The organism is Mycobacterium conspicuum (genome assembly GCF_010730195.1).
Classification (GTDB): domain Bacteria; phylum Actinomycetota; class Actinomycetes; order Mycobacteriales; family Mycobacteriaceae; genus Mycobacterium; species Mycobacterium conspicuum.
In genome coordinates this window covers 901,466-919,628 of record NZ_AP022613.1, presented here as the reverse complement: position 1 = coordinate 919,628, position 18,163 = coordinate 901,466, and the positions used below count along the sequence as shown (strand labels likewise).

General features: G+C 70.4%; 18 protein-coding genes. 9 read left to right on the top strand and 9 right to left on the bottom strand.

Going from position 1 to position 18,163, the window contains the following annotated elements; translation table 11 throughout:
* Positions 1 to 4 precede the first annotated feature (4 nt).
* The 3 genes from G6N66_RS04385 to G6N66_RS04375 all read right to left on the bottom strand — a co-directional run bounded on the left by G6N66_RS04385 (position 5) and on the right by G6N66_RS04375 (position 3,081).
* Positions 5 to 1,108 (bottom strand): TobH protein, encoded by a 1,104-nt coding sequence (locus G6N66_RS04385; RefSeq protein ID WP_085231473.1) that lies wholly within the window; start codon positions 1,106 to 1,108, stop codon positions 5 to 7.
* Complete coding sequence (locus G6N66_RS04380; protein ID WP_085231474.1) at positions 1,105 to 2,499, bottom strand: phosphomannomutase/phosphoglucomutase; 1,395 nt, start codon at positions 2,497 to 2,499, stop codon at positions 1,105 to 1,107. The genes G6N66_RS04385 and G6N66_RS04380 overlap by 4 nt, the downstream gene beginning before the upstream one ends.
* A 117-nt stretch (positions 2,500 to 2,616) precedes the next feature.
* On the bottom strand, positions 2,617 to 3,081 hold the full coding sequence (locus G6N66_RS04375; RefSeq protein WP_197747036.1) for a DUF3499 domain-containing protein: 465 nt from the start codon (positions 3,079 to 3,081) through the stop codon (positions 2,617 to 2,619).
* Positions 3,082 to 3,262: 181 nt separating this feature from the next.
* Between G6N66_RS04375 and G6N66_RS04370 the strand changes: the two genes are divergently transcribed.
* Positions 3,263 to 3,685: a metallopeptidase family protein gene (locus G6N66_RS04370; protein ID WP_085231476.1), complete on the top strand. Its 423-nt coding sequence runs from the start codon at positions 3,263 to 3,265 to the stop codon at positions 3,683 to 3,685.
* A gap of 11 nt (positions 3,686 to 3,696) precedes the next feature.
* Here G6N66_RS04370 and G6N66_RS30240 read toward each other — a convergent pair whose 3' ends face one another.
* A complete protein-coding gene (locus G6N66_RS30240) occupies positions 3,697 to 4,056 on the bottom strand; it encodes a WhiB family transcriptional regulator (RefSeq protein WP_085231477.1) in 360 nt (119 codons plus the stop codon).
* Positions 4,057 to 4,369: 313 nt separating this feature from the next.
* On the opposite strand from G6N66_RS30240, the gene cofD reads away from it, so the two are divergent.
* The 4 genes from cofD to G6N66_RS04345 are packed head-to-tail and all read left to right on the top strand — an operon-like array spanning position 4,370 to position 8,823.
* Entirely contained in the window at positions 4,370 to 5,356 is a 987-nt protein-coding gene (gene cofD / locus G6N66_RS04360; RefSeq protein WP_085231478.1) for a 2-phospho-L-lactate transferase, read from the top strand.
* Complete coding sequence (locus tag G6N66_RS04355) at positions 5,353 to 6,705, top strand: coenzyme F420-0:L-glutamate ligase (RefSeq protein WP_085231479.1); 1,353 nt, start codon at positions 5,353 to 5,355, stop codon at positions 6,703 to 6,705. Before cofD ends, G6N66_RS04355 begins: the two co-directional genes overlap by 4 nt.
* Before the next feature lie 7 nt (positions 6,706 to 6,712).
* Complete coding sequence (locus G6N66_RS04350; protein ID WP_085231480.1) at positions 6,713 to 8,281, top strand: Eco57I restriction-modification methylase domain-containing protein; 1,569 nt, start codon at positions 6,713 to 6,715, stop codon at positions 8,279 to 8,281.
* A complete protein-coding gene (locus G6N66_RS04345; RefSeq protein ID WP_085231566.1) occupies positions 8,278 to 8,823 on the top strand; it encodes an NUDIX hydrolase in 546 nt (181 codons plus the stop codon). Before G6N66_RS04350 ends, G6N66_RS04345 begins: the two co-directional genes overlap by 4 nt.
* 27 nt (positions 8,824 to 8,850) lie before the next feature.
* Here the strand turns inward: G6N66_RS04345 and manB are convergent, their stop codons facing one another.
* The 3 genes from manB to rfbD are packed head-to-tail and all read right to left on the bottom strand — an operon-like array spanning position 8,851 to position 11,714.
* Entirely contained in the window at positions 8,851 to 9,930 is a 1,080-nt protein-coding gene (gene manB, locus G6N66_RS04340) for a mannose-1-phosphate guanylyltransferase (protein ID WP_085231481.1), read from the bottom strand.
* Positions 9,931 to 10,824, bottom strand: coding sequence for a glycosyltransferase family 2 protein (locus G6N66_RS04335; RefSeq protein ID WP_085231482.1), 894 nt, complete (start codon positions 10,822 to 10,824; stop codon positions 9,931 to 9,933).
* Positions 10,821 to 11,714, bottom strand: a complete 894-nt coding sequence (gene rfbD / locus G6N66_RS04330) for a dTDP-4-dehydrorhamnose reductase (protein ID WP_085231483.1) — start codon at positions 11,712 to 11,714, stop codon at positions 10,821 to 10,823. Before rfbD ends, G6N66_RS04335 begins: the two co-directional genes overlap by 4 nt.
* A gap of 88 nt (positions 11,715 to 11,802) precedes the next feature.
* Between rfbD and G6N66_RS04325 the strand changes: the two genes are divergently transcribed.
* The gene (locus tag G6N66_RS04325; RefSeq protein WP_085231484.1) at positions 11,803 to 13,269 is read left to right on the top strand and encodes an LCP family protein; all 1,467 of its coding nucleotides are present in this window, start codon (positions 11,803 to 11,805) and stop codon (positions 13,267 to 13,269) included.
* On the top strand, positions 13,257 to 13,973 hold the full coding sequence (locus tag G6N66_RS04320; protein WP_197747035.1) for a TIGR03089 family protein: 717 nt from the start codon (positions 13,257 to 13,259) through the stop codon (positions 13,971 to 13,973). The genes G6N66_RS04325 and G6N66_RS04320 overlap by 13 nt, the downstream gene beginning before the upstream one ends.
* Positions 13,974 to 13,982: 9 nt before the next feature.
* Here the strand turns inward: G6N66_RS04320 and G6N66_RS04315 are convergent, their stop codons facing one another.
* Entirely contained in the window at positions 13,983 to 14,699 is a 717-nt protein-coding gene (locus G6N66_RS04315; RefSeq protein WP_139825060.1) for a DinB family protein, read from the bottom strand.
* A 123-nt stretch (positions 14,700 to 14,822) separates the two neighbouring features.
* On the opposite strand from G6N66_RS04315, the gene G6N66_RS04310 reads away from it, so the two are divergent.
* Together G6N66_RS04310 and ctpC are read left to right on the top strand one after the other, a co-directional pair.
* On the top strand, positions 14,823 to 15,104 hold the full coding sequence (locus G6N66_RS04310; protein ID WP_085231486.1) for a DUF1490 family protein: 282 nt from the start codon (positions 14,823 to 14,825) through the stop codon (positions 15,102 to 15,104).
* Between the two features lie 69 nt (positions 15,105 to 15,173).
* On the top strand, positions 15,174 to 17,270 hold the full coding sequence (ctpC, locus tag G6N66_RS04305; protein WP_139825061.1) for a manganese-exporting P-type ATPase CtpC: 2,097 nt from the start codon (positions 15,174 to 15,176) through the stop codon (positions 17,268 to 17,270).
* An 87-nt stretch (positions 17,271 to 17,357) separates the two neighbouring features.
* On the opposite strand, the gene G6N66_RS04300 is transcribed toward ctpC, so the two are convergent.
* A complete protein-coding gene (locus G6N66_RS04300; RefSeq protein WP_085231488.1) occupies positions 17,358 to 18,053 on the bottom strand; it encodes a cation transporter in 696 nt (231 codons plus the stop codon).
* Positions 18,054 to 18,163 lie beyond the last annotated feature (110 nt).

The following is an 18,163-nucleotide window of genomic DNA, read 5'->3' as shown; positions in this document are numbered from 1 at the left end:
CTATTTATCCCCGCACCAATCGCAAGTAAACCGCGGCCATCTCCAGCCGAACGGCCAATATCGCCAGTTGCTGCTCGGCGCGACCTGCCCCCGGTTGCGCTGGTGAAGCCACGGATACGTCCGGTGCGCCGGGCGCTTCCGGCACGTCGTCGGCCGCGATCAGGTCGACGTCCAGGCCGGCGACCCGAGCGGCCACCACCGTGCGCTCGCCGCCCAACGTCAACGCCAACACCCGCAGCCGCTCGGGCAGCGGCCCGTCGATTTCTTCGTCGTGAAACAGCGCATCCACCGCGGCGGGGTCGTTGCCGCCCTGTCCCGAGGTCGCGCGCAACGCCACGACCGCGTCGGCCAGCGCGCTGGCCCCGACGACCTGGTGCGCGATGCGCAGCAACGCCGAACTGCCGTGCCGGGCCAGCGCGATCGTGGCGGCACAGTCGCCGGCCAGCGCCACCTTCCGACCGGAGATCCGCGCGGCGATGGTCTTGGCCGGGTTGGTGAACAGCTCGCGGCCGGCGCTGTTGCGCAGCGCCTCGGCGTCCAGTTCGTCGGCGAGCACGCCCAGATCGATGCGCTGTTTGGGGTCCACGGTGTGCAACGCCGCCAGGCCCGCCGCCAGGTAGCGGCACAGCCCGAACTCGTCGGGGACCTGCAGCCGCGGCGCAAGCTCGGCGACGCGCCCCGCCGTGCTGTCGCGCAGCGGCCCCTCATACGGCGCCGCCACCACGACGCGCGCGCCCCTGCGCACCCCGGTCGCGGCGGCCTGTACCAACGCGGGATCGCCGGGGTCGTCCCCCGCGACGATCAGCACGTCGAGCGGCCCGACCCAGGGCGGCGCCGCGGCGGCGACCACGATCGGCTCTTCGGCGGTCCCGGCCAGCGTCGCGGCCAGCATGGCGCCGGCGGTCTCGGCGTTACCCCGGCCGGCGACCCAGATCACCGAGCGTGGACGCTCGTCGATGCGCAGCGAATCCAGCGCGCCTTCCTGCACCGCGGCGGCCACGGACCGCACCGACGCGCCGGCCATCGACGCGGCCCGCAGCAAACCCTCCCGGTCGGCGGCGATTAGGCCCTCGGCGTCTTCGAGATCGATCGCCCAGGTGGTGTTCACGGCCCGGCTTCTCCCGCGGCTATCTGTGCGCTGATCTGGGCCACCACCGCGTCGACGGCCTCGGTGGTGCGCGCCTCGACGTTGAGCCGCAGCAACGGCTCGGTGTTGGAGCTGCGCAGGTTGAACCAGCTGTCGTCGCCCAGATCCACCGTCACCCCGTCCAGGTGATCGATGGAATGTATCCGGGTCTCAAACGACTTCAGCACGGCATCGACACAGTACGCGGCGTCGGTGACCTTGAAGTTGATCTCCCCCGACGATTCGTAGCGCTGATAGTCGGCGGTCAGATCCGACAGCGGCCGTTCCTGCTCGCCGAGCGCGGCCAGCACGTACAGCGCGGCCAGCATCCCGGAATCGGCGCCCCAAAAGTCACGGAAGTAGTAGTGCGCCGAATGTTCGCCGCCGAAAATCGCGCCGGACTCGGCCATCAGCGCCTTGATGTAGGAGTGCCCGACCCGCGAGCGCAGCGGGGTGCCGCCGCGCTCGGCGACCAGTTCGGGCACCGCCCGCGACGTGATCACGTTGTGGATGACGGTTGCGCCGATCTCCCGGCCCAGCTCGCGGGCTGCCACCAGGCTGGTCACCGTCGACGGGGAAACCGGCTCGCCGCGTTCGTCGACCACGAAGCATCGGTCGGCGTCGCCGTCGAAGGCCAGCCCGATGTCGGCACCGACGGCGCGGACGAAGTTTTGCAGGTCCACCAGGTTCGCCGGGTCGAGCGGGTTGGCCTCGTGGTTGGGGAAGGATCCGTCGAGCTCGAAGTACAACGGCAGCAACGTGATCGACCCGATCGCGCCCAGGACGGCCGGCGCCGTGTGACCGGCCATGCCGTTGCCGGCGTCCACGGCCACCCGCAGCGGGCGCAGCCCGGAGGTGTCGACCAGCGAGCGCAGGAATTCGCCGTAGTCGCGCAGCACATCGCGATCGGTGATGGTCCCGGGCCGGCCTTGATGGTCCTGGTAGGCCGAGATTCCCGTGATCAGGTCGTCGCGGATGAGGCTCAGCCCGGTGTCCGCGCCGACCGGTTTGGCGCCCGCCCGGCACAGCTTGATGCCGTTGTACGCCGCCGGGTTGTGGCTCGCGGTGAACATCGCGCCCGGGCAGTCCAGCAGCCCGGAGGCGAAGTAGAGCTGATCGGTGGAGGCCAGGCCGATGCGCACCACGTCCAGGCCCTGATTGGTCACCCCGTCGGCGAAGGCGGCGGACAGCTTCGGCGAGCTGTCGCGCATGTCGTGGCCGATCACCACCTGCCGCGCATCCTCGGCGCGCATCAAGCGCGCGAACGCGGCGCCGATCTCGGCCGTCAGCGACTCGTCGATCTCGTCGCCGACCAGCCCCCGAACGTCGTAAGCCTTGATGACCCGGTTGACAGCCGCGGCGGGCCGACCCATGCGAGGCCTCCTGACGACATGGACTTCTTCGACTACTCGCCGTCAGCCTATCGGCCCGAGCAGGCCGCGGTTGGGGCCAGTCCGGCTAGCTCCGACTAGGCCCGTGCTAGTCCCGTGCTAGTCCGAGGGGTCGGGCAAAACCCGCAAATGCCCCCGCCGGCGTCCCGAACGCGGCTCGGGTGGCGCCAGGACGCCACCGCTCGGCGCGGTGGCCTGCACACCCGAATGAGGGCCGTGACCGTTGGAAACGGGGCCGAAGGGATCGGTGAAACCGGGGGCGGGCGCGCCGCCCTGCGGAACCCGATCCGCGCCCTCGCGCACCGCATCGGCCAGGGCGACCAGTTCGTCGTCCTCGTCGGGGTGGGCGGGCTCGGTCAAAAAGGGTCCGGCATGGCGTACGAGGTCCCACCCGCGCGGTGCGGTGATGCGGCCGGCATGGCCGACGCACAGATCCCACGAGTGGGGTTCGCGCGCGGTGGCCAGCGGTCCTACGACAGCCGTGGAGTCCGAGTAGACGAACGTCAAGGTCGCTACGGCATAGTGCGGACACCCGGGCCGGCAGCAGCGACGGGGAACGTTCACGAACGAAAGGCTAGCGTGCACAAACGCCCCGCAAGCGCCGGACACGCGCATCGGTTCCAGGCGCCTCCTCAACCGTTATAAACGGAGGTCGACCGTTACCATCGGGCGCGTGGGCGATTCGCGCAGCTCCCCCCGGAGCGGACGGTCGGCCCCGGCTCGGGCCGCCCGGCGGGGCCGCGACATGCGCGGTCCGCTGCTACCGCCGACGGTGCCGGGCTGGCGCACCCGGGCCGAGCGATTCGACATGGCGGTGCTGGAGGCCTACGAACCCATCGAACGGCGCTGGCACGACCGGGTGGCCGACCTGGACGTCGCGGTCGACGAGATCCCGCGCATCGCGGCGAAGGATCCCGATTCGGTGCAGTGGCCCCCCGAGGTCGTCGCGGACGGCCCGATCGCGCTCGCCCGGTTGATCCCCGCGGGCGTCGACGTGCGCGGCAACGCCACGCGGGCGCGAGTTGTGTTGTTCCGCAAGCCAATCGAGCGGCGGGCGAAAGACACCATCGAACTTGGCGAGTTACTGCACGAGATCCTGGTGGCTCAGGTGGCGATCTATCTGGACGTCGAGCCCTCGGTCATCGACCCGACGATCGACGACGACTGACCCGGCCGCGCTCAGATGATGCCGCGCTTGAGGCGGCGGCGCTCGCGCTCGGAGAGACCGCCCCAGATGCCGAAGCGTTCGTCATGGGCCAGGGCGTACTCGAGGCACTCGCTGCGCACCTCGCAGCCGAGGCAGATCTTCTTGGCCTCCCGGGTGGAACCACCCTTCTCGGGGAAGAAGGCCTCCGGGTCGGTCTGCGCGCACAGCGCGCGGTCCTGCCATTGATCGGCGGCCGGCAGCTCCTCGTCTTCAAAGGCCGGAGCGGGCTCGAAGGCGACCGGCGCCTCGGTGACCAGACTCAAATACGGTCGGGCACTTAAGGGTTCGGCCATCGGGGCCGCACCGAAAGTGGTGTGCGGTGTGCCGCCCATTACGCCGCGAAGGTGCTCGTAGGACATGCTGTCCCGCCTCCTCACTTATGATTAGAAGTGAATGTGGTTCCCGCTGTTCTGATGTACAGACAATTCGAACAAGTGATCGAATCTCGGTCTGCGACACCGGAACCGGCCGGCCAACCGGGAAATGACACTGATGTGATTAGACACGGGTTGACCTGGCTGGTCAAGCACAACGGCGAATTTCCATACCATCTCGTGATCAAATTTCGGCGTTTCTGTTGTTTCGGCCCCTCGGCGTGTCGGAGTGCGACTGCTCACAAACCCGCCGCGGGTACTGTCGTGCGATGTGAAGGTCACCGTGCTGGTCGGCGGAGTCGGCGGCGCCCGCTTCCTGTTGGGGGTGCAACAGCTACTGGGACTGGGTCAGTTTGCGGCGCAAGCGACCACCGGTCATGAGCTGACCGCGATCGTCAACATCGGCGACGACGCCTGGATCCACGGGCTGCGGGTCTGCCCGGACCTGGACACCTGCATGTACACGTTGGGCGGCGGCGTCGACCCGCAGCGCGGCTGGGGCCACCGCGACGAAACCTGGCACGCCATGGCCGAACTCGCGCGCTACGGGGTGCAGCCCGACTGGTTCGAACTCGGCGACCGCGATCTGGCGACGCATCTGGTGCGCACCCAGATGCTGAACGCCGGCTACCCACTGTCGCAGATCACCACCGCGCTGTGTGACCGCTGGCAGCCCGGCGCACGGCTGCTGCCCGCCAGCGACGACCGCTGCGAGACGCACGCGGTGATCACCGATCCGGCAGACGACAGCCGCCGGGCGATCCACTTTCAGGAGTGGTGGGTACGCTACCGCGCCAAGCCGGTGACCCATAGCTTCGCGTATGTGGGCGCCGAACAGGCAAGCGCCACAACCGAAGTCGTGCAAGCGATCGCCGATGCGGATGTCATCATGCTGGCGCCGTCGAATCCGGTGGTGAGCGTCGGCGCGGTGCTGGCCGTGCCCGGCATTCGCGCGGCGTTGCGGGCGGCGTCCGGCCCGGTGGTCGGCTACTCGCCGATCATCGCCGGAAAGCCGTTGCGTGGCATGGCCGATAAGTGCCTCTCGGTGATCGGGGTGGACTCCACCGCCGAGGCGGTGGGCCGCCACTTCGGGTCGCGACGCGGCACCGGGATCCTCGACTGCTGGCTGGTCGACGAGGGCGACGACGCGGACATCGAAGGGGTAGCGGTCAAGGCGATACCCCTGTTGATGAGCGACCCGCAGGCGACCGCCAAGATGGTGGCCGCGGGACTGGACATCGCGGGCGTGGCTTCATGACCAACCCGGTGGTCGAGCACGGCACCGGCTCGGCGATCGAAATCCTGCCCGTGGCGGGGCTTCCCGAATTCCGGCCCGGCGACGATCTGAGTGCTGCCGTCGCCGCCGCCGCGCCCTGGTTGCGCGACGGCGACGTCGTCGTCGTCACCAGCAAGGTGGTGTCCAAATGCGAGGGCCGGCTGGTTGCAGCGCCCGAAGACCCCGAGGCGCGCGACGAGCTGCGCCGCAAGCTGGTCGATGACGAGGCCGTGCGCGTGCTGGCACGCAAGGGCCGGACCCTGATCACCGAGAACCGGATCGGGCTGATTCAGGCCGCCGCCGGCGTGGACGGGTCCAACGTCGGGCGGGCCGAACTCGCGCTGTTGCCAGTCGATCCCGACGCCAGTGCCGCGGCCCTGCGGGCCGGACTGCGCGACCGGCTGGGCGTCACCGTCGCGGTGGTGGTCACCGACACCATGGGCCGCGCCTGGCGCAACGGCCAAACCGACGCCGCCGTCGGCGCCGCGGGGCTGGCGGTGCTGCACGGCTACGCGGGCGCCGTCGACCAACACGGCAACGAGCTGGTGGTCACCGAGATCGCGGTGGCCGACGAGGTGGCCGCGGCGGCCGATCTGGTCAAGGGCAAATTGACCGCGATGCCGGTGGCCGTCGTGCGCGGGCTGTCCGTCACCGACGACGGCTCCACGGCGCGACACCTGCTGCGCCCCGGCGAGGAAGACCTGTTCTGGCTCGGCACCGCCGAGGCCCTCGACGCGGGCCGCCGGCAGGCCCAGCTGTTGCGCCGGTCGGTGCGTCGGTTCGCCGCGGAACCGGTGCCGCCGGACCTGATCGAGGAGGCGGTGGCCGAGGCACTCACCGCACCGGCCCCGCACCACACCCGGCCGGTGCGCTTCGTCTGGTTGCAGACCCCGGTCGTCCGGACCCGATTGCTGGACCGCATGAAAGACAAATGGCGCCAAGACCTGTCCGGCGACGGCAGGCCTGCGGATTCCGTTGAGCGACGCGTGGCGCGGGGCCAGATCCTCTACGACGCACCGGATGTGATCATCCCGTTTCTGGTCCCCGACGGCGCGCATGCCTACCCCGACGCCGCTCGCACCGACGCCGAACACACCATGTTCACCGTCGCGGTCGGCGCGGCCGTGCAGGCGCTGCTGGTGGCGTTGGCCGTGCGCGCGGTGGGCAGTTGCTGGATCGGCTCCACGATCTTCGCCGCCGACCTGGTCCGCTCCGAGCTAGAACTGCCGGCCGACTGGGAGCCGTTGGGCGCCATCGCGATTGGCTACCCCGAGGAGCCGGCCGGCCCGCGGGACCCGGTCGCCGCCACCGACCTGTTGATCCGCAAATGACGCGCACATGACAGCGTTCGCCGGCAAGGCCGCCGCGTCACCGGACAAGGTGCGCGGCGGCTACTACACCCCCGCCGCGGTGGCCCGATTCCTGGCCCGCTGGGTTCGTGCGGCGGGGCCGAAGATCCTGGAGCCGTCCTGCGGGGACGGCGCGATCCTGCGCGAGCTGGGGGACCGGGCCCGCGGCGTCGAGCTCGTCGCGTCCGAGGCGGCCAAGGCGCGCGCCCACGCGCCCGTCGACACCGAGAACCTGTTCACCTGGCTGCGCGGCAACGAGGCGGGCGGCTGGGACGCGGTGGCGGGCAACCCGCCCTACATCCGCTTCGGCAACTGGGCCGCCGAGCAACGCGAGCCGGCGCTGGAGTTGATGCGGCGCAACGGCCTTCGACCCACCCGGCTGACCAACGCCTGGGTCCCCTTCGTCGTCGCGAGCACCGTCCTGACGCGCGACGGCGGACGCGTCGGGCTGGTGCTGCCCGCCGAATTGCTGCAAGTCAGCTACGCCGCCCAGTTGCGCGAGTTCCTGCTGAGCCGGTTCACCGAGATCACCCTGGTGACGTTCGAACGGCTGGTGTTCGACGGCATCCTGCAGGAGGTCGTGTTGTTCTGCGGGGTGCGCGGCGCCGGGCCGGCGCGGATCCGCACGGTGCAGCTGCGCGACGCCGACGCGCTCGAGCACGCCGATCTCGACGTCGAATCGGCGCCCGCGCTGCTGCACGAATCGGAGAAGTGGACCAAGTATTTCCTGCGGCCCGAGCAGATCCAGCTGCTGCGAGCACTCAAGCGCTGCGACACACTGACCACGCTCGGCCGGGTGGCCGAGGTGGACGTGGGCATCGTGACCGGACGCAACAGTTTCTTCACCTTCACCGACAGCCAAGCCGAAACGCTGGGACTGACCTCGCATTGCGTTCCGCTCGTCTCGCGCAGCATGCAGCTGTCCGGCCTGGTCTACGACAGTGACTGCCGCGCAACCGATATCGCCGCGCAGCACCGGACCTGGCTGCTCGACGCACCGGACAGCCCGACCGATTTGGCGCTGTTGGCGCACATCGACGCGGGGGCGGCGGCCGGGGTCCACGCCGGCTACAAGTGCTCGATTCGCACCCCGTGGTGGAGCACGCCGTCGTTATGGTTTCCCGATCTGTTCATGCTGCGCCAGATCCACCGGGCGCCGCGGCTGACCGTCAACGCCGCCGCGGCGACGAGCACCGACACGGTGCACCGGGTGCGGGTCAAGCCCGGGATCGATCCGACCGCGCTCGCCGCGGTGTTCCACAACAGCGCGACATTCGCCTTCGCCGAGATCATGGGCCGCAGCTATGGCGGCGGCATCCTCGAGCTGGAGCCCGGCGAGGCCGAGCAATTGCCCATTCCCCCAACGGTTTACGCGGACCGCGACCTCGCCGCCGACGTCGACCTGTTGCTGAAGGCCAACGAGATCGACAAGGCGCTCGACGTGGTGGACCGCCGCGTGCTGATCGACGGACTCGGCTGGTCGCCGGACGTGGTGGCGCGGTGTCGGTCGGCGTGGGTGGCGCTGCGCGAGCGCCGGGCGAAGCGAGGATCGCGATGAGCCTGCGGGATTCGACGATCGCGGTGCTCACCGAGTGGCAGGCGCCCGACGCGGCCCAGGATGCGTTGCGCCACGCGGTGCTGGCCTTCGTGCAGGGCCGCGACGACGCCTGCCTGCGCGAGTGCGTACCGGGCCACGTCACGGCCTCGACGCTGGTGCTCGACGACAGCGGCACCCGGGTGCTGCTCACCCTGCACCCGCGGCTGGGGCGCTGGGTACAGCTGGGCGGGCACTGCGAGGACGACGACGTGGACATCGTGGCCGCCGGCCTGCGCGAGGCCGTCGAGGAATCCGGGGTCACCGACCTGCGCATCGTGCCGGAGTTGGCGGCCATCCACGTGCACCCGGTGACGTGTTCGCTGGGCGTGCCGACCCGCCATTTGGACCTGCAGTTCGTCGCGCACGCGCCGGCCGGCGCGCAGATCGCGATCAGCGACGAGTCCGACGACCTGCGGTGGTGGCCGGCCGACTCGCTGCCGCTCGGAACGGATCCGGCGCTGGCGTATCTGGTCGCCCGGGCTACCCACCGAGCGTCACGCTAGCGTGACCGCCGGCACGGAAGCTGGAAGCTACACGTCGGAGGAGTAGCGGATCCCGCCGTCGGGAATGGCGACGCCCGGCCACACCCGGGCGCCGCGCAGGAGCTCGCAGCGCGCCCCGATGTCGGCCCCGTCGCCGATCACGCCGTCGCGGATCAGCGCCCGCGGGCCGACCCGCACACCGAAGCCGATGATCGAGCGCTCGATGACGCTGCCGGCTTCGACCTTGACGCCGTCGAAAATCACCGCGCCGTCGAGCCGCACGCCCGGCCCGATCTCGGCGCCCCGCCCGACGGCCGTGCCGCCGATCAGCACCGCGCCGGGAGACACCGCCGCGCCGTCGTGCACCCACTGTTCGCCGCGGTGGCCCTGCAGGGCCGGCGACGGGGCGATGCCACGCACCAGATCGGCCGAACCCCGCACGAAGTCTTCGGGCGTGCCCATGTCGCGCCAGTAGGTGGCGTCGACGTAGCCGCACACCTTCACGCCGGGGTCGGACAGCAGCGCCGGGAACACCTCGCGCTCCACCGAAACCTGGCGGCCCCGCGGGATCCGGTCCAGGATGGCGCGGTTGAAGACGTAGCAGCCCGCGTTGATCTGATCGGTCGGCGGGTCCTGCGTCTTCTCCAAAAACGCGACGACGCGGCCCTTTTCGTCGGTGGGCACACAGCCGAACGCCCGCGGGTCGCCGACCCGCACCAGGTGCAGGGTCACATCCGAACCGTTGGTCTGGTGGAATTCCAGCAGCTCGCCCAGGTTGACGCCGGAGAGCACATCCCCGTTGAACACCATGGCGGTGTCGTGGCGCAGATGGTCGGCGACGTTGGCGATGCCGCCACCGGTGCCCAGCGGGCTGGCCTCGGTCACGTAGTCGATCTGCAAGCCCAGCTTGGACCCGTCGCCGAACTCCGACTCGAACACCCCGGCCTCATACGACGTGCTCAGCACCACGTGTTCGATTCCGGCCCCGGCGATCCGGGACAGCAGGTGGGTGAGGAACGGCAGTCCCGCGGTGGGCAGCATGGGCTTGGGCGCCGAGAGCGTCAGCGGCCGCAGCCGGGTGCCCTTGCCGCCGACCAGCACCACCGCATCGACGTCGGAGGTCGTCATTCAGCGCCGCCCTTCTTCCTTGAGCAACCTGCGGCGCGAGCTGCGCACCATCAGACGCGACCGCAGCGCCAACGATGCCCGCAGCGTCCATCGCAGCGGGGCCCGCCGCCAACCGGGATGCCGGTCGGCGAGGAACTGATACGTGCTTTTGTGATGCGCCGCCAGGTGGATCGCCGGATCGCGCCCGGTGGAATGGCCCAGATGGTGCAGGACTTCCGACGACGGCACATAGATGTTGAGCCAGCCCGCCCGGCCGAGCCGGTCGCCGAGGTCGACGTCCTCCATGTACATGAAGTAGCGCTCGTCGAATCCGCCCACCTCGCTGAACGCGGACCGGCGCACCAGCAGGCACGAGCCGGACAACCAGCCCACCGGCCGTTCAGTGGGCTCCTGCCGCTCCTGGCGGTAGGCCGCGGTCCACGGATTGCCACGCCAGAACGGTCCGACCACCGCGTGCATGCCGCCGCGGATCAGGCTCGGCAGGTGGCGCGCCGACGGATACACCGCCCCTTCGGGGTCCCGGATCAGCGGGCCCAGCGCCCCCGCGCGCGGCCAGCGGGCGGCGGCGTCGAGCAGGGCGTCGATGCTGCCGGGGCCCCATTGCACGTCGGGGTTGGCCACCATGAGCCACTCGTCGTCGGCGCCCTCTTCGGGGGTGAGCGCCGCGACCGCGCGGTTCACCGCGGTTCCGTACCCGAGGTTGCCTCCGGTCTCGAACAGCCGCACGTTCGGGTAGCGCTCGACCGCGGCCTGCGGCATCCCGTCGGTGGAGCCGTTGTCGGCCAACACCACGCTCACCGGACGCTCGGTGGCGTGTGACAGCGAGGCCAGGAAACGCTCCAGGTGCGGGCCCGGGGAGTAGGTCACCGCCACGACCGGCAGCACGTCAGTCACGCGTTGAGATTAGCGGCAGCCAGCGCCGCGACAAGCGCACTGCGCCAGGGCCTTAGCGGCGTCAGGCCGTGTTCGGCCGATTCCCGGCTGCCCAGCGCCGAATAGCCCGGCCGGGGCGCCGGGCGCGGGTTTTTCGTGGTGGGAACCGGCTGCACCCGCTCCGGGTCGGCGCCGCATAGCTCGAACACGGCGCGCGCCTGCTCGAATCGGGACGTCTCGCCCCCGTTGGCCGCGTGCAGGATGGGCCCCGACACACCCGCGCCGGCCACCTCCAGCAGCGCGGCGGCCAGGTCGGCAACGTAGGTCGGCGAACCGGCCTGGTCGTCGACCACCTCCACCGGGCCGTCCCCGGCCGCCAGCCGGCGCATGACGGCGACGAAGTCCCTGCCGGTCCCGCCGGTGTAGACCCAGGCCGTGCGCACCACGACGGCCTCCGGCAAGGCGTCCAATACGGCCAGTTCACCGGCGTGCTTGGTATGCCCGTACACCCCCAGGGGTGCGGTCGGGTCGCTGGGCTCGTAGGGCCGCCGCGGCGCCGCCGGGTCACCGCCGAACACGTAGTCGGTGGAGACGTGGATCAGCCGGGCGCCGGCGCGCGCGCAGGCCCGGGCGATGTGGCCTGGGCCGGTGACGTTGACCGCGTGCGCCCTCGACTCGTCGCTCTCGGCGCCGTCGACGTTGGTGTAGGCCGCGCAGTTGATCACGACGTCGCCCTTGCGGACGATCCGCTCGGCGGCCTCGGGGTCGGTGATGTCCCACTGCGACGACGTCAGCGCCAGCACGTCAGAGCCCTTTTCAGAGCCCTGGTCAGAGCCCTTTTCAGAGGCCTGGGCCGCCAATACGCCGCCGAGCTGCCCGCCCGCACCTGTGATGACCAACCTGCCCAACATGCGTTGAGTCTGACATGCCCCGGGCGCGGCCCGGGCACGCCGGGGCTGGCTACCCCGCATGCCGGTGTGTCGCAAGTAACCTAGTGTGATGCCTGTGCACCGTGTGATTCGTGCGCTCTCCACCACGCTGGCCGTCGCGGTCGTTGTCGGCACCGGGGTGGCGTGGAGCAACGTGCACGCCTTCGAGGACGGCATCTTTCACATGTCCGCGCCGTCGCTGGGCAAGGGCGGCGACGACGGCGCGATCGACATTTTGCTGGTCGGCGTGGACAGCCGCACCGACGCCCACGGCAATCCCTTGTCGGCCGAGGAGCTTGCGACGTTGCGGGCCGGCGACGAGGAGGCCACCAACACCGACACCATCATCCTGGTCCGGATTCCCAACAACGGGAAGTCGGCGACCGCGATCTCGATCCCGCGCGACTCCTATGTCCAGGCCCAGGGTCTGGGCAAGACCAAGATCAACGGCGTCTACGGCCAGACCCGGGAGGCCAAGCGGGCCAGCCTGGTGCGGGCCGGCGCGTCGGCCGCCGAGGCCGAGGCCGCGGGCACCGAGGCCGGCCGCGAGGCCCTGATCAAGACCGTCGCCGACCTCACCGGTGTCACCGTCGATCATTACGCCGAGATCGGACTGCTCGGTTTCGCACTGATCACCGACGCGCTCGGCGGCGTTGACGTGTGCCTCAAAGAGGCTGTGTTCGAACCACTTTCGGGTGCCGACTTCCCCGCCGGCCGCCAGCGGCTCGACGGTCCGCAAGCCCTCAGCTTCGTGCGCCAGCGTCACGACCTGCCACGCGGAGACCTGGACCGGGTGGTGCGTCAGCAGGCGGTGATGGCCTCACTCGCCCACCGGGTCATCTCGGGCAGGACGTTGTCCAGCCCGGCCACGCTGGACCGGCTGGAGCAGGCCGTGCAGCGCTCCATGGTGATCTCGTCGGGCTGGGACGTGATGGATTTCCTGCGGCAGCTGCAAAAGCTCGCCGGCGGAAAGGTCGCCTTCGCCACCATCCCGGTGCTGGACGGATCCGGCTGGAGCGACGACGGCATGCAAAGCGTGGTCCGGGTGGACCCGCACCAGGTGCAGGACTGGGTCGCCAGCCTGCTGGACAACCAATCTCAGGGCAAGACCGAGGAGCTGGCCTACACGCCCGCCAAGACCAGCGCCGACGTGGTCAACGACACCGACATCAACGGGCTGGCGGCGGCGGTGTCGGATGTGTTGAGCTCCAAGGGGTTCACCACGGGAACCGTCGGCAACAACGAGGGCGGCCACGTCAAGAGCAGCCAGGTGCGGGCGGCCAAGGCCGACGACTTGGGCGCCCAGCAGGTGTCCAAGGAACTGGGCGGGCTGCCGGTCATCGCCGACACGTCGATACCGCAGGGATCGGTCAAGGTGGTGCTGGCCAACGACTACACCGGCCCGGGCTCCGGGCTGTCGGGGGGCACCAGCGGCCAGGTGACCCCCGCGGCCGCGTCCAAACCCGGGCCGCCCGGCGCGCCCCCGCCGTCGCCGGTCCTCACCGCCGGCTCCGACAAGCCGGAGTGCATCAACTGAGCACGCTCAGCGGGGCGATCCTGGACCCGATGCTGCGCGCCGACCCGGTCGGCCCGCGCATCACCTACTACGACGACGCGTCCGGCGAGCGGATCGAGCTGTCCGGAGTGACCCTGGCCAACTGGGCCGCCAAGACCGGCAACCTGTTGCGCGACGAGCTCGGCGCCGGCCCGTCGAGCCGGATCGCGATCCTGCTTCCGGCGCATTGGCAGACGGCGGCGGTGTTGTTCGGGGTGTGGTGGATCGGCGCCGAGGCTGTTTTGGACGGCCCGGCCGACCTCGCGTTGTGCACGGGCGAGCGGCTCGACGAGGCCGACATGGCGGTGGCCGGCGGCGAAGTCGCGGTGCTGTCGCTGGACCCGTTCGGCAGGCCCGCGCCCGACGTGCCGATCGGCGTCACCGACTACGCGACCGCGGTGCGGGTGCACGGCGACCAGATAGTTCCCGAACGGGCTCCCGGACCCGCGCTGGCGGGCCGATCGGTGGACGAGGTGCTGGCCGCGTGCGAAACATCCGCGGCGGCAAGGGGTTTGACATCAAACGACCGGGTGCTGTCCACCGCCCCATGGACCGGGCCCGACGAACTGGTGGACGGCCTGCTGTCGGTGCTGGCCGTCGGCGCGTCGCTGGTGCAGGTCGCCAACCCCGATCCGGCCGCCATGCGGCGCCGCATCGAGACGGAGAAGGTCACCCGGGTGTTCTAAGGGAACGACCTAGAGATTGGGCAGATCGGCGAGAAGCAGCGCCAACCGCGGATCGGACACGTCAATTCTTTTGAACAAACCCAGGAGCAACTCGCGGGGTTGCGCGTCGATCGGCCCGACACCGGCGGACCCGGCCCCCGAAGACGCGACGAATTCGACGATGTCGTCCTGCCCCAGACAGACCCGGTGCCGGGTCGAGCTCGCGCTCTCACTCAGCCGATTCATCGACTCGGCGGGGCCACGAATCGCGAGGGACGCCTCCGCGGCCGGAATGCCCCATTCGATTCCGGTCGCGGCGGCGATGTCGTAACCGTGCACGAGCACCTCGCACAGGATCCACCGGGCGCCGCCACCGGCCGAGATCGTCGATCCACCGTGGAACGGATACTGCCGGTCGAAGTCGACCTTGGCGTAGACGCGGTCGATCACGGTCCGCAGACTTGCCTCCAGCCGGTCGGCGACGTCGGCGATGTCTCGGTCGGTGTACTCCGAGAGGCAGGTCGCGTTCAGCTCGGCGACCTCCTCGTTGGTGGCGCCGCGTCGACGATCGCCGAGCAGCCGACCAAGCACGGTGACCACGTGCGCCGCGGTCTCCACGGCCGTCCAGGCGAGCCCGGGCACAGGCCGCGCGGCGCGCTCCGGATCGAGTTGCCGAACCATCGAAACCAGCCGCTTGCCGCTGTCGTCCAGCGCGGCGAGGATGTCGGCTTTGGCTGCCTCTTGCACCCGCTCAGCGTACGGGGGAAGGCTGCGCGGGTTGCGCGGCCGGCGCGATCCATATTGATATCGCAATATTTCGATGTTAACGTCGGCACAACGCAGACACACCAGCACGGAAGGTTAGGGCGAATGGCGGTGTACGGGCTGTTGGCAAAGGCCGCGGGGACGGTAGTCACGGGATTCGTCGGAGTCACCGCCTACGAACTGGCGCGCAAAGCCCTCAACAAGGCTCCGCTGCACGAGACCGCCGTCAGAAGCGCCGAGCTCGGGCTGCGCGGGACCCGCAAGGCCGAGGAGGCCGCCGAGTCGGCGCGGCTCAAGATCGCCGACGTGATGGCCGAGGCGCGCGAGCGCATCGGCGAAGAGGCCCCCCCACCGGCCGTCGGTAACGTGCACGAGCACGACCACTGACGCGCTGACGTGACCCTCGCACTCACCAAAGATGCTGCCCTAGAGGTAGTTTCGGACGCGGCGGGGCGAATGCGCGTTCGGGTCGCATGGGTCCGGTGCAACGCCAGGCGCGCCGTCGCGGTCGAAGATGCCGTCGCCCAGTGCAACGGGGTGCGGGTGGTGCACGCCTACCCGCGCACCGGATCCGTCGTGGTGTGGTACTCCCCCAAGCGTTGCGACCGCGCCGCCGTCCTGAAGGCGATCGACGACGCCGCGCACGTCGCGGCCGAGCTGATACCGGCCCGCGCGCCGCACTCCTCGGAGATCCGCAACACCGACGTGCTGCGCATGGTCATCGGCGGCGCCGCGCTGGCCCTGCTGGGCGTGCGCCGCTACGTGTTCGCGCGCCCGCCGCTGCTCGGCGCGAGCGGCCGGGTGGTCGCCAGCGGCGTGACCATCTTCACCGGCTACCCGTTCCTGCGCGGCGCGCTGCGCTCGCTGCGCTCGGGTCGGGCCGGCACCGATGCGCTGGTCTCGGCGGCGACGGTGGCCAGCCTCATCCTGCGCGAGAACGTGGTCGCGCTGACCGTGCTGTGGCTGCTCAACATCGGCGAGTACCTGCAGGATCTGACGCTGCGACGGACCCGGCGGGCCATCTCGGAGTTGTTGCGCGGCAACCAGGACACGGCGTGGGTGCGTTTGGCCGACGGCGCCGAAGTGCAGGTGCCGATCGACACGTTGCAGATCGGCGACCAAGTGGTGGTGCACGACCACATCGCGATCCCGGTCGACGGCGACGTCCTCGACGGCGAGGCCGTCGTCAACCAGTCCGCGATCACCGGTGAGAACCTGCCCGTCAGCGTGGGCGTGGGGTCACATGTGCACGCCGGTTCGGTCGTCGTGCGCGGGCGGCTGGTGGTGCGCGCCGAAGCCGTCGGCAACCAGACCGCCATCGGGCGCATCATCACCAGAGTCGAAGAGGCGCAACATGATCGGGCGCCCATCCAGACGGTCGGCGAGAACTTCTCCCGCCGCTTCGTGCCGACCTCGTTCATCGTGTCGGCGATCACCCTGGCCGTCACCGGCGACGTCCGGCGCGCGATGACCATGCTGCTGATCGCCTGCCCGTGCGCGGTCGGACTGGCCACCCCGACCGCGATCAGCGCGGCGATCGGCAACGGCGCCCGCCGCGGCATCCTGATCAAGGGCGGATCCCACCTCGAACAGGCGGGCCGAGTCGACGCGATCGTGTTCGACAAGACCGGGACGTTGACGGTCGGGCGGCCGGTCGTCACCAATATCGTTGCCATGCACTCCGATTGGCAGCCGGAGCAGGTGCTGGCCTATGCCGCGAGCTCGGAGATCCACTCCCGTCACCCGCTGGCCGAAGCGGTGATCCGCTCGACCGAGGAACGCCACATCAGCATCCCGCCGCACGAGGAGTGCGAGGTGTTGGTGGGCCTGGGCATGCGCACCTGGGCCGACGGGCGGACCCTGCTGCTGGGCAGTCCGTCGCTGCTGCGCGCCGAGAAGGTCAAGGTGTCGAAGAAGGCGTCGGAGTGGGTCGCCAGGCTGCGCCGCCAGGCCGAGACGCCGTTGCTGCTCGCGGTGGACGGCACGCTGGTCGGGTTGATCAGCCTGCGCGACGAAGTGCGGCCCGAGGCGGCCGCGGTGCTGAAGAAGTTGCGGGCCAACGGCATTCGCCGGATCGTCATGCTCACCGGCGATCATCCCGACATCGCCGAAGTCGTCGCCAACGAGCTGGGAATCGACGAATGGCGCGCCGAGGTGATGCCGGAGCACAAGCTCGAGGTGGTGCGCGACCTGCAGGGCGAGGGCTACGTCGTCGGCATGGTCGGCGACGGCATCAACGACGCCCCGGCGCTGGCGGCCGCCGATATCGGAATTGCCATGGGGCTGGCCGGAACTGACGTCGCGGTCGAGACCGCCGACGTGGCCCTGGCCAACGACGACCTGCACCGCCTGCTCGACGTGCGCGACCTGGGCGCGCGGGCCGTCGACGTGATCCGGGAGAACTACGGCATGTCCATCGCCGTCAACGCGGCCGGGTTACTGATCGGGGCGGGCGGGGCGCTGTCCCCCGTGCTGGCCGCGATCCTGCACAACGCGTCCTCGGTTGCGGTGGTGACCAACAGTTCTCGGCTGATCCGCTACCGCTTGGACTGATCGAGTAGTGCGCGGGCACGACGGCGGCGCCAAACTCGGCGTCGACAACCGCACCCAGGCGGCGGCGCACGTCCCGCTCACCGGCCCCTAACAACCACAGTCGCGGCCCCGCCAGGCGCGGATACCCTGCCACACCGCGACGCCGGCGATGCCGAGCCCGATCAGCGGGTCGACCCACCAGCCGCCCGCCCAGAATGCCGTGATCGCAAGCCCGACCAGCACACCGGCGGCCTGGGCCCCGCACAGATAGTTCTGCGTGCCCTCGCCCTCGGTGGCCTGCGAGCGCAGCCGGGTGCCCAATCGATGGTTGGCCCGGCCCAGCGTCGGCATCAGCACCAGCGCCAGCGCCGTCAGGCCGATGCCGATCAGCGACGTTTCGGCGTGGTGCCCGCCGGCCAGGTCGCGAATCGACTCGGCGGCGATGTACGGCGCGGTCAGCCAAAACGACAGCGCCACACCACGCTGGGCGCGGCGCTCCGCGGTGCGAGACATCGTGCGGGCGCCGCTGAAACGCCACACCACCATCGCGCTGGCCAGCGCCTCGGCCCCGCCGCCGAGGGCCCACCCGGTCAGGGCGACCGATCCGACCGCCAGGCCCTGCCACAGCCCGATGACGCCCTCGACGAGCACCACGGCCAGGCTCACCCAGGCCAGCCACCGCGCCCACCGGGCGTCCCGATGCCACCCGGCGTCCCAGCCGACCGGAATCGGCCAGGCGGGTACGGCTCCGTGGCAGCGAACCTCGCCGACGGCGCCGTCGCCGACGGGATGGGTGATGGTCATCGGGTGATGGTAGGTATGTGTTGGTCTCCGAACCGGCATCATCGGGCGTCAGTCGTGTCACGAAGGCGGCTCGTTAAGGTGTCCAGCAACAGAAAGGACCATCAGGGTGG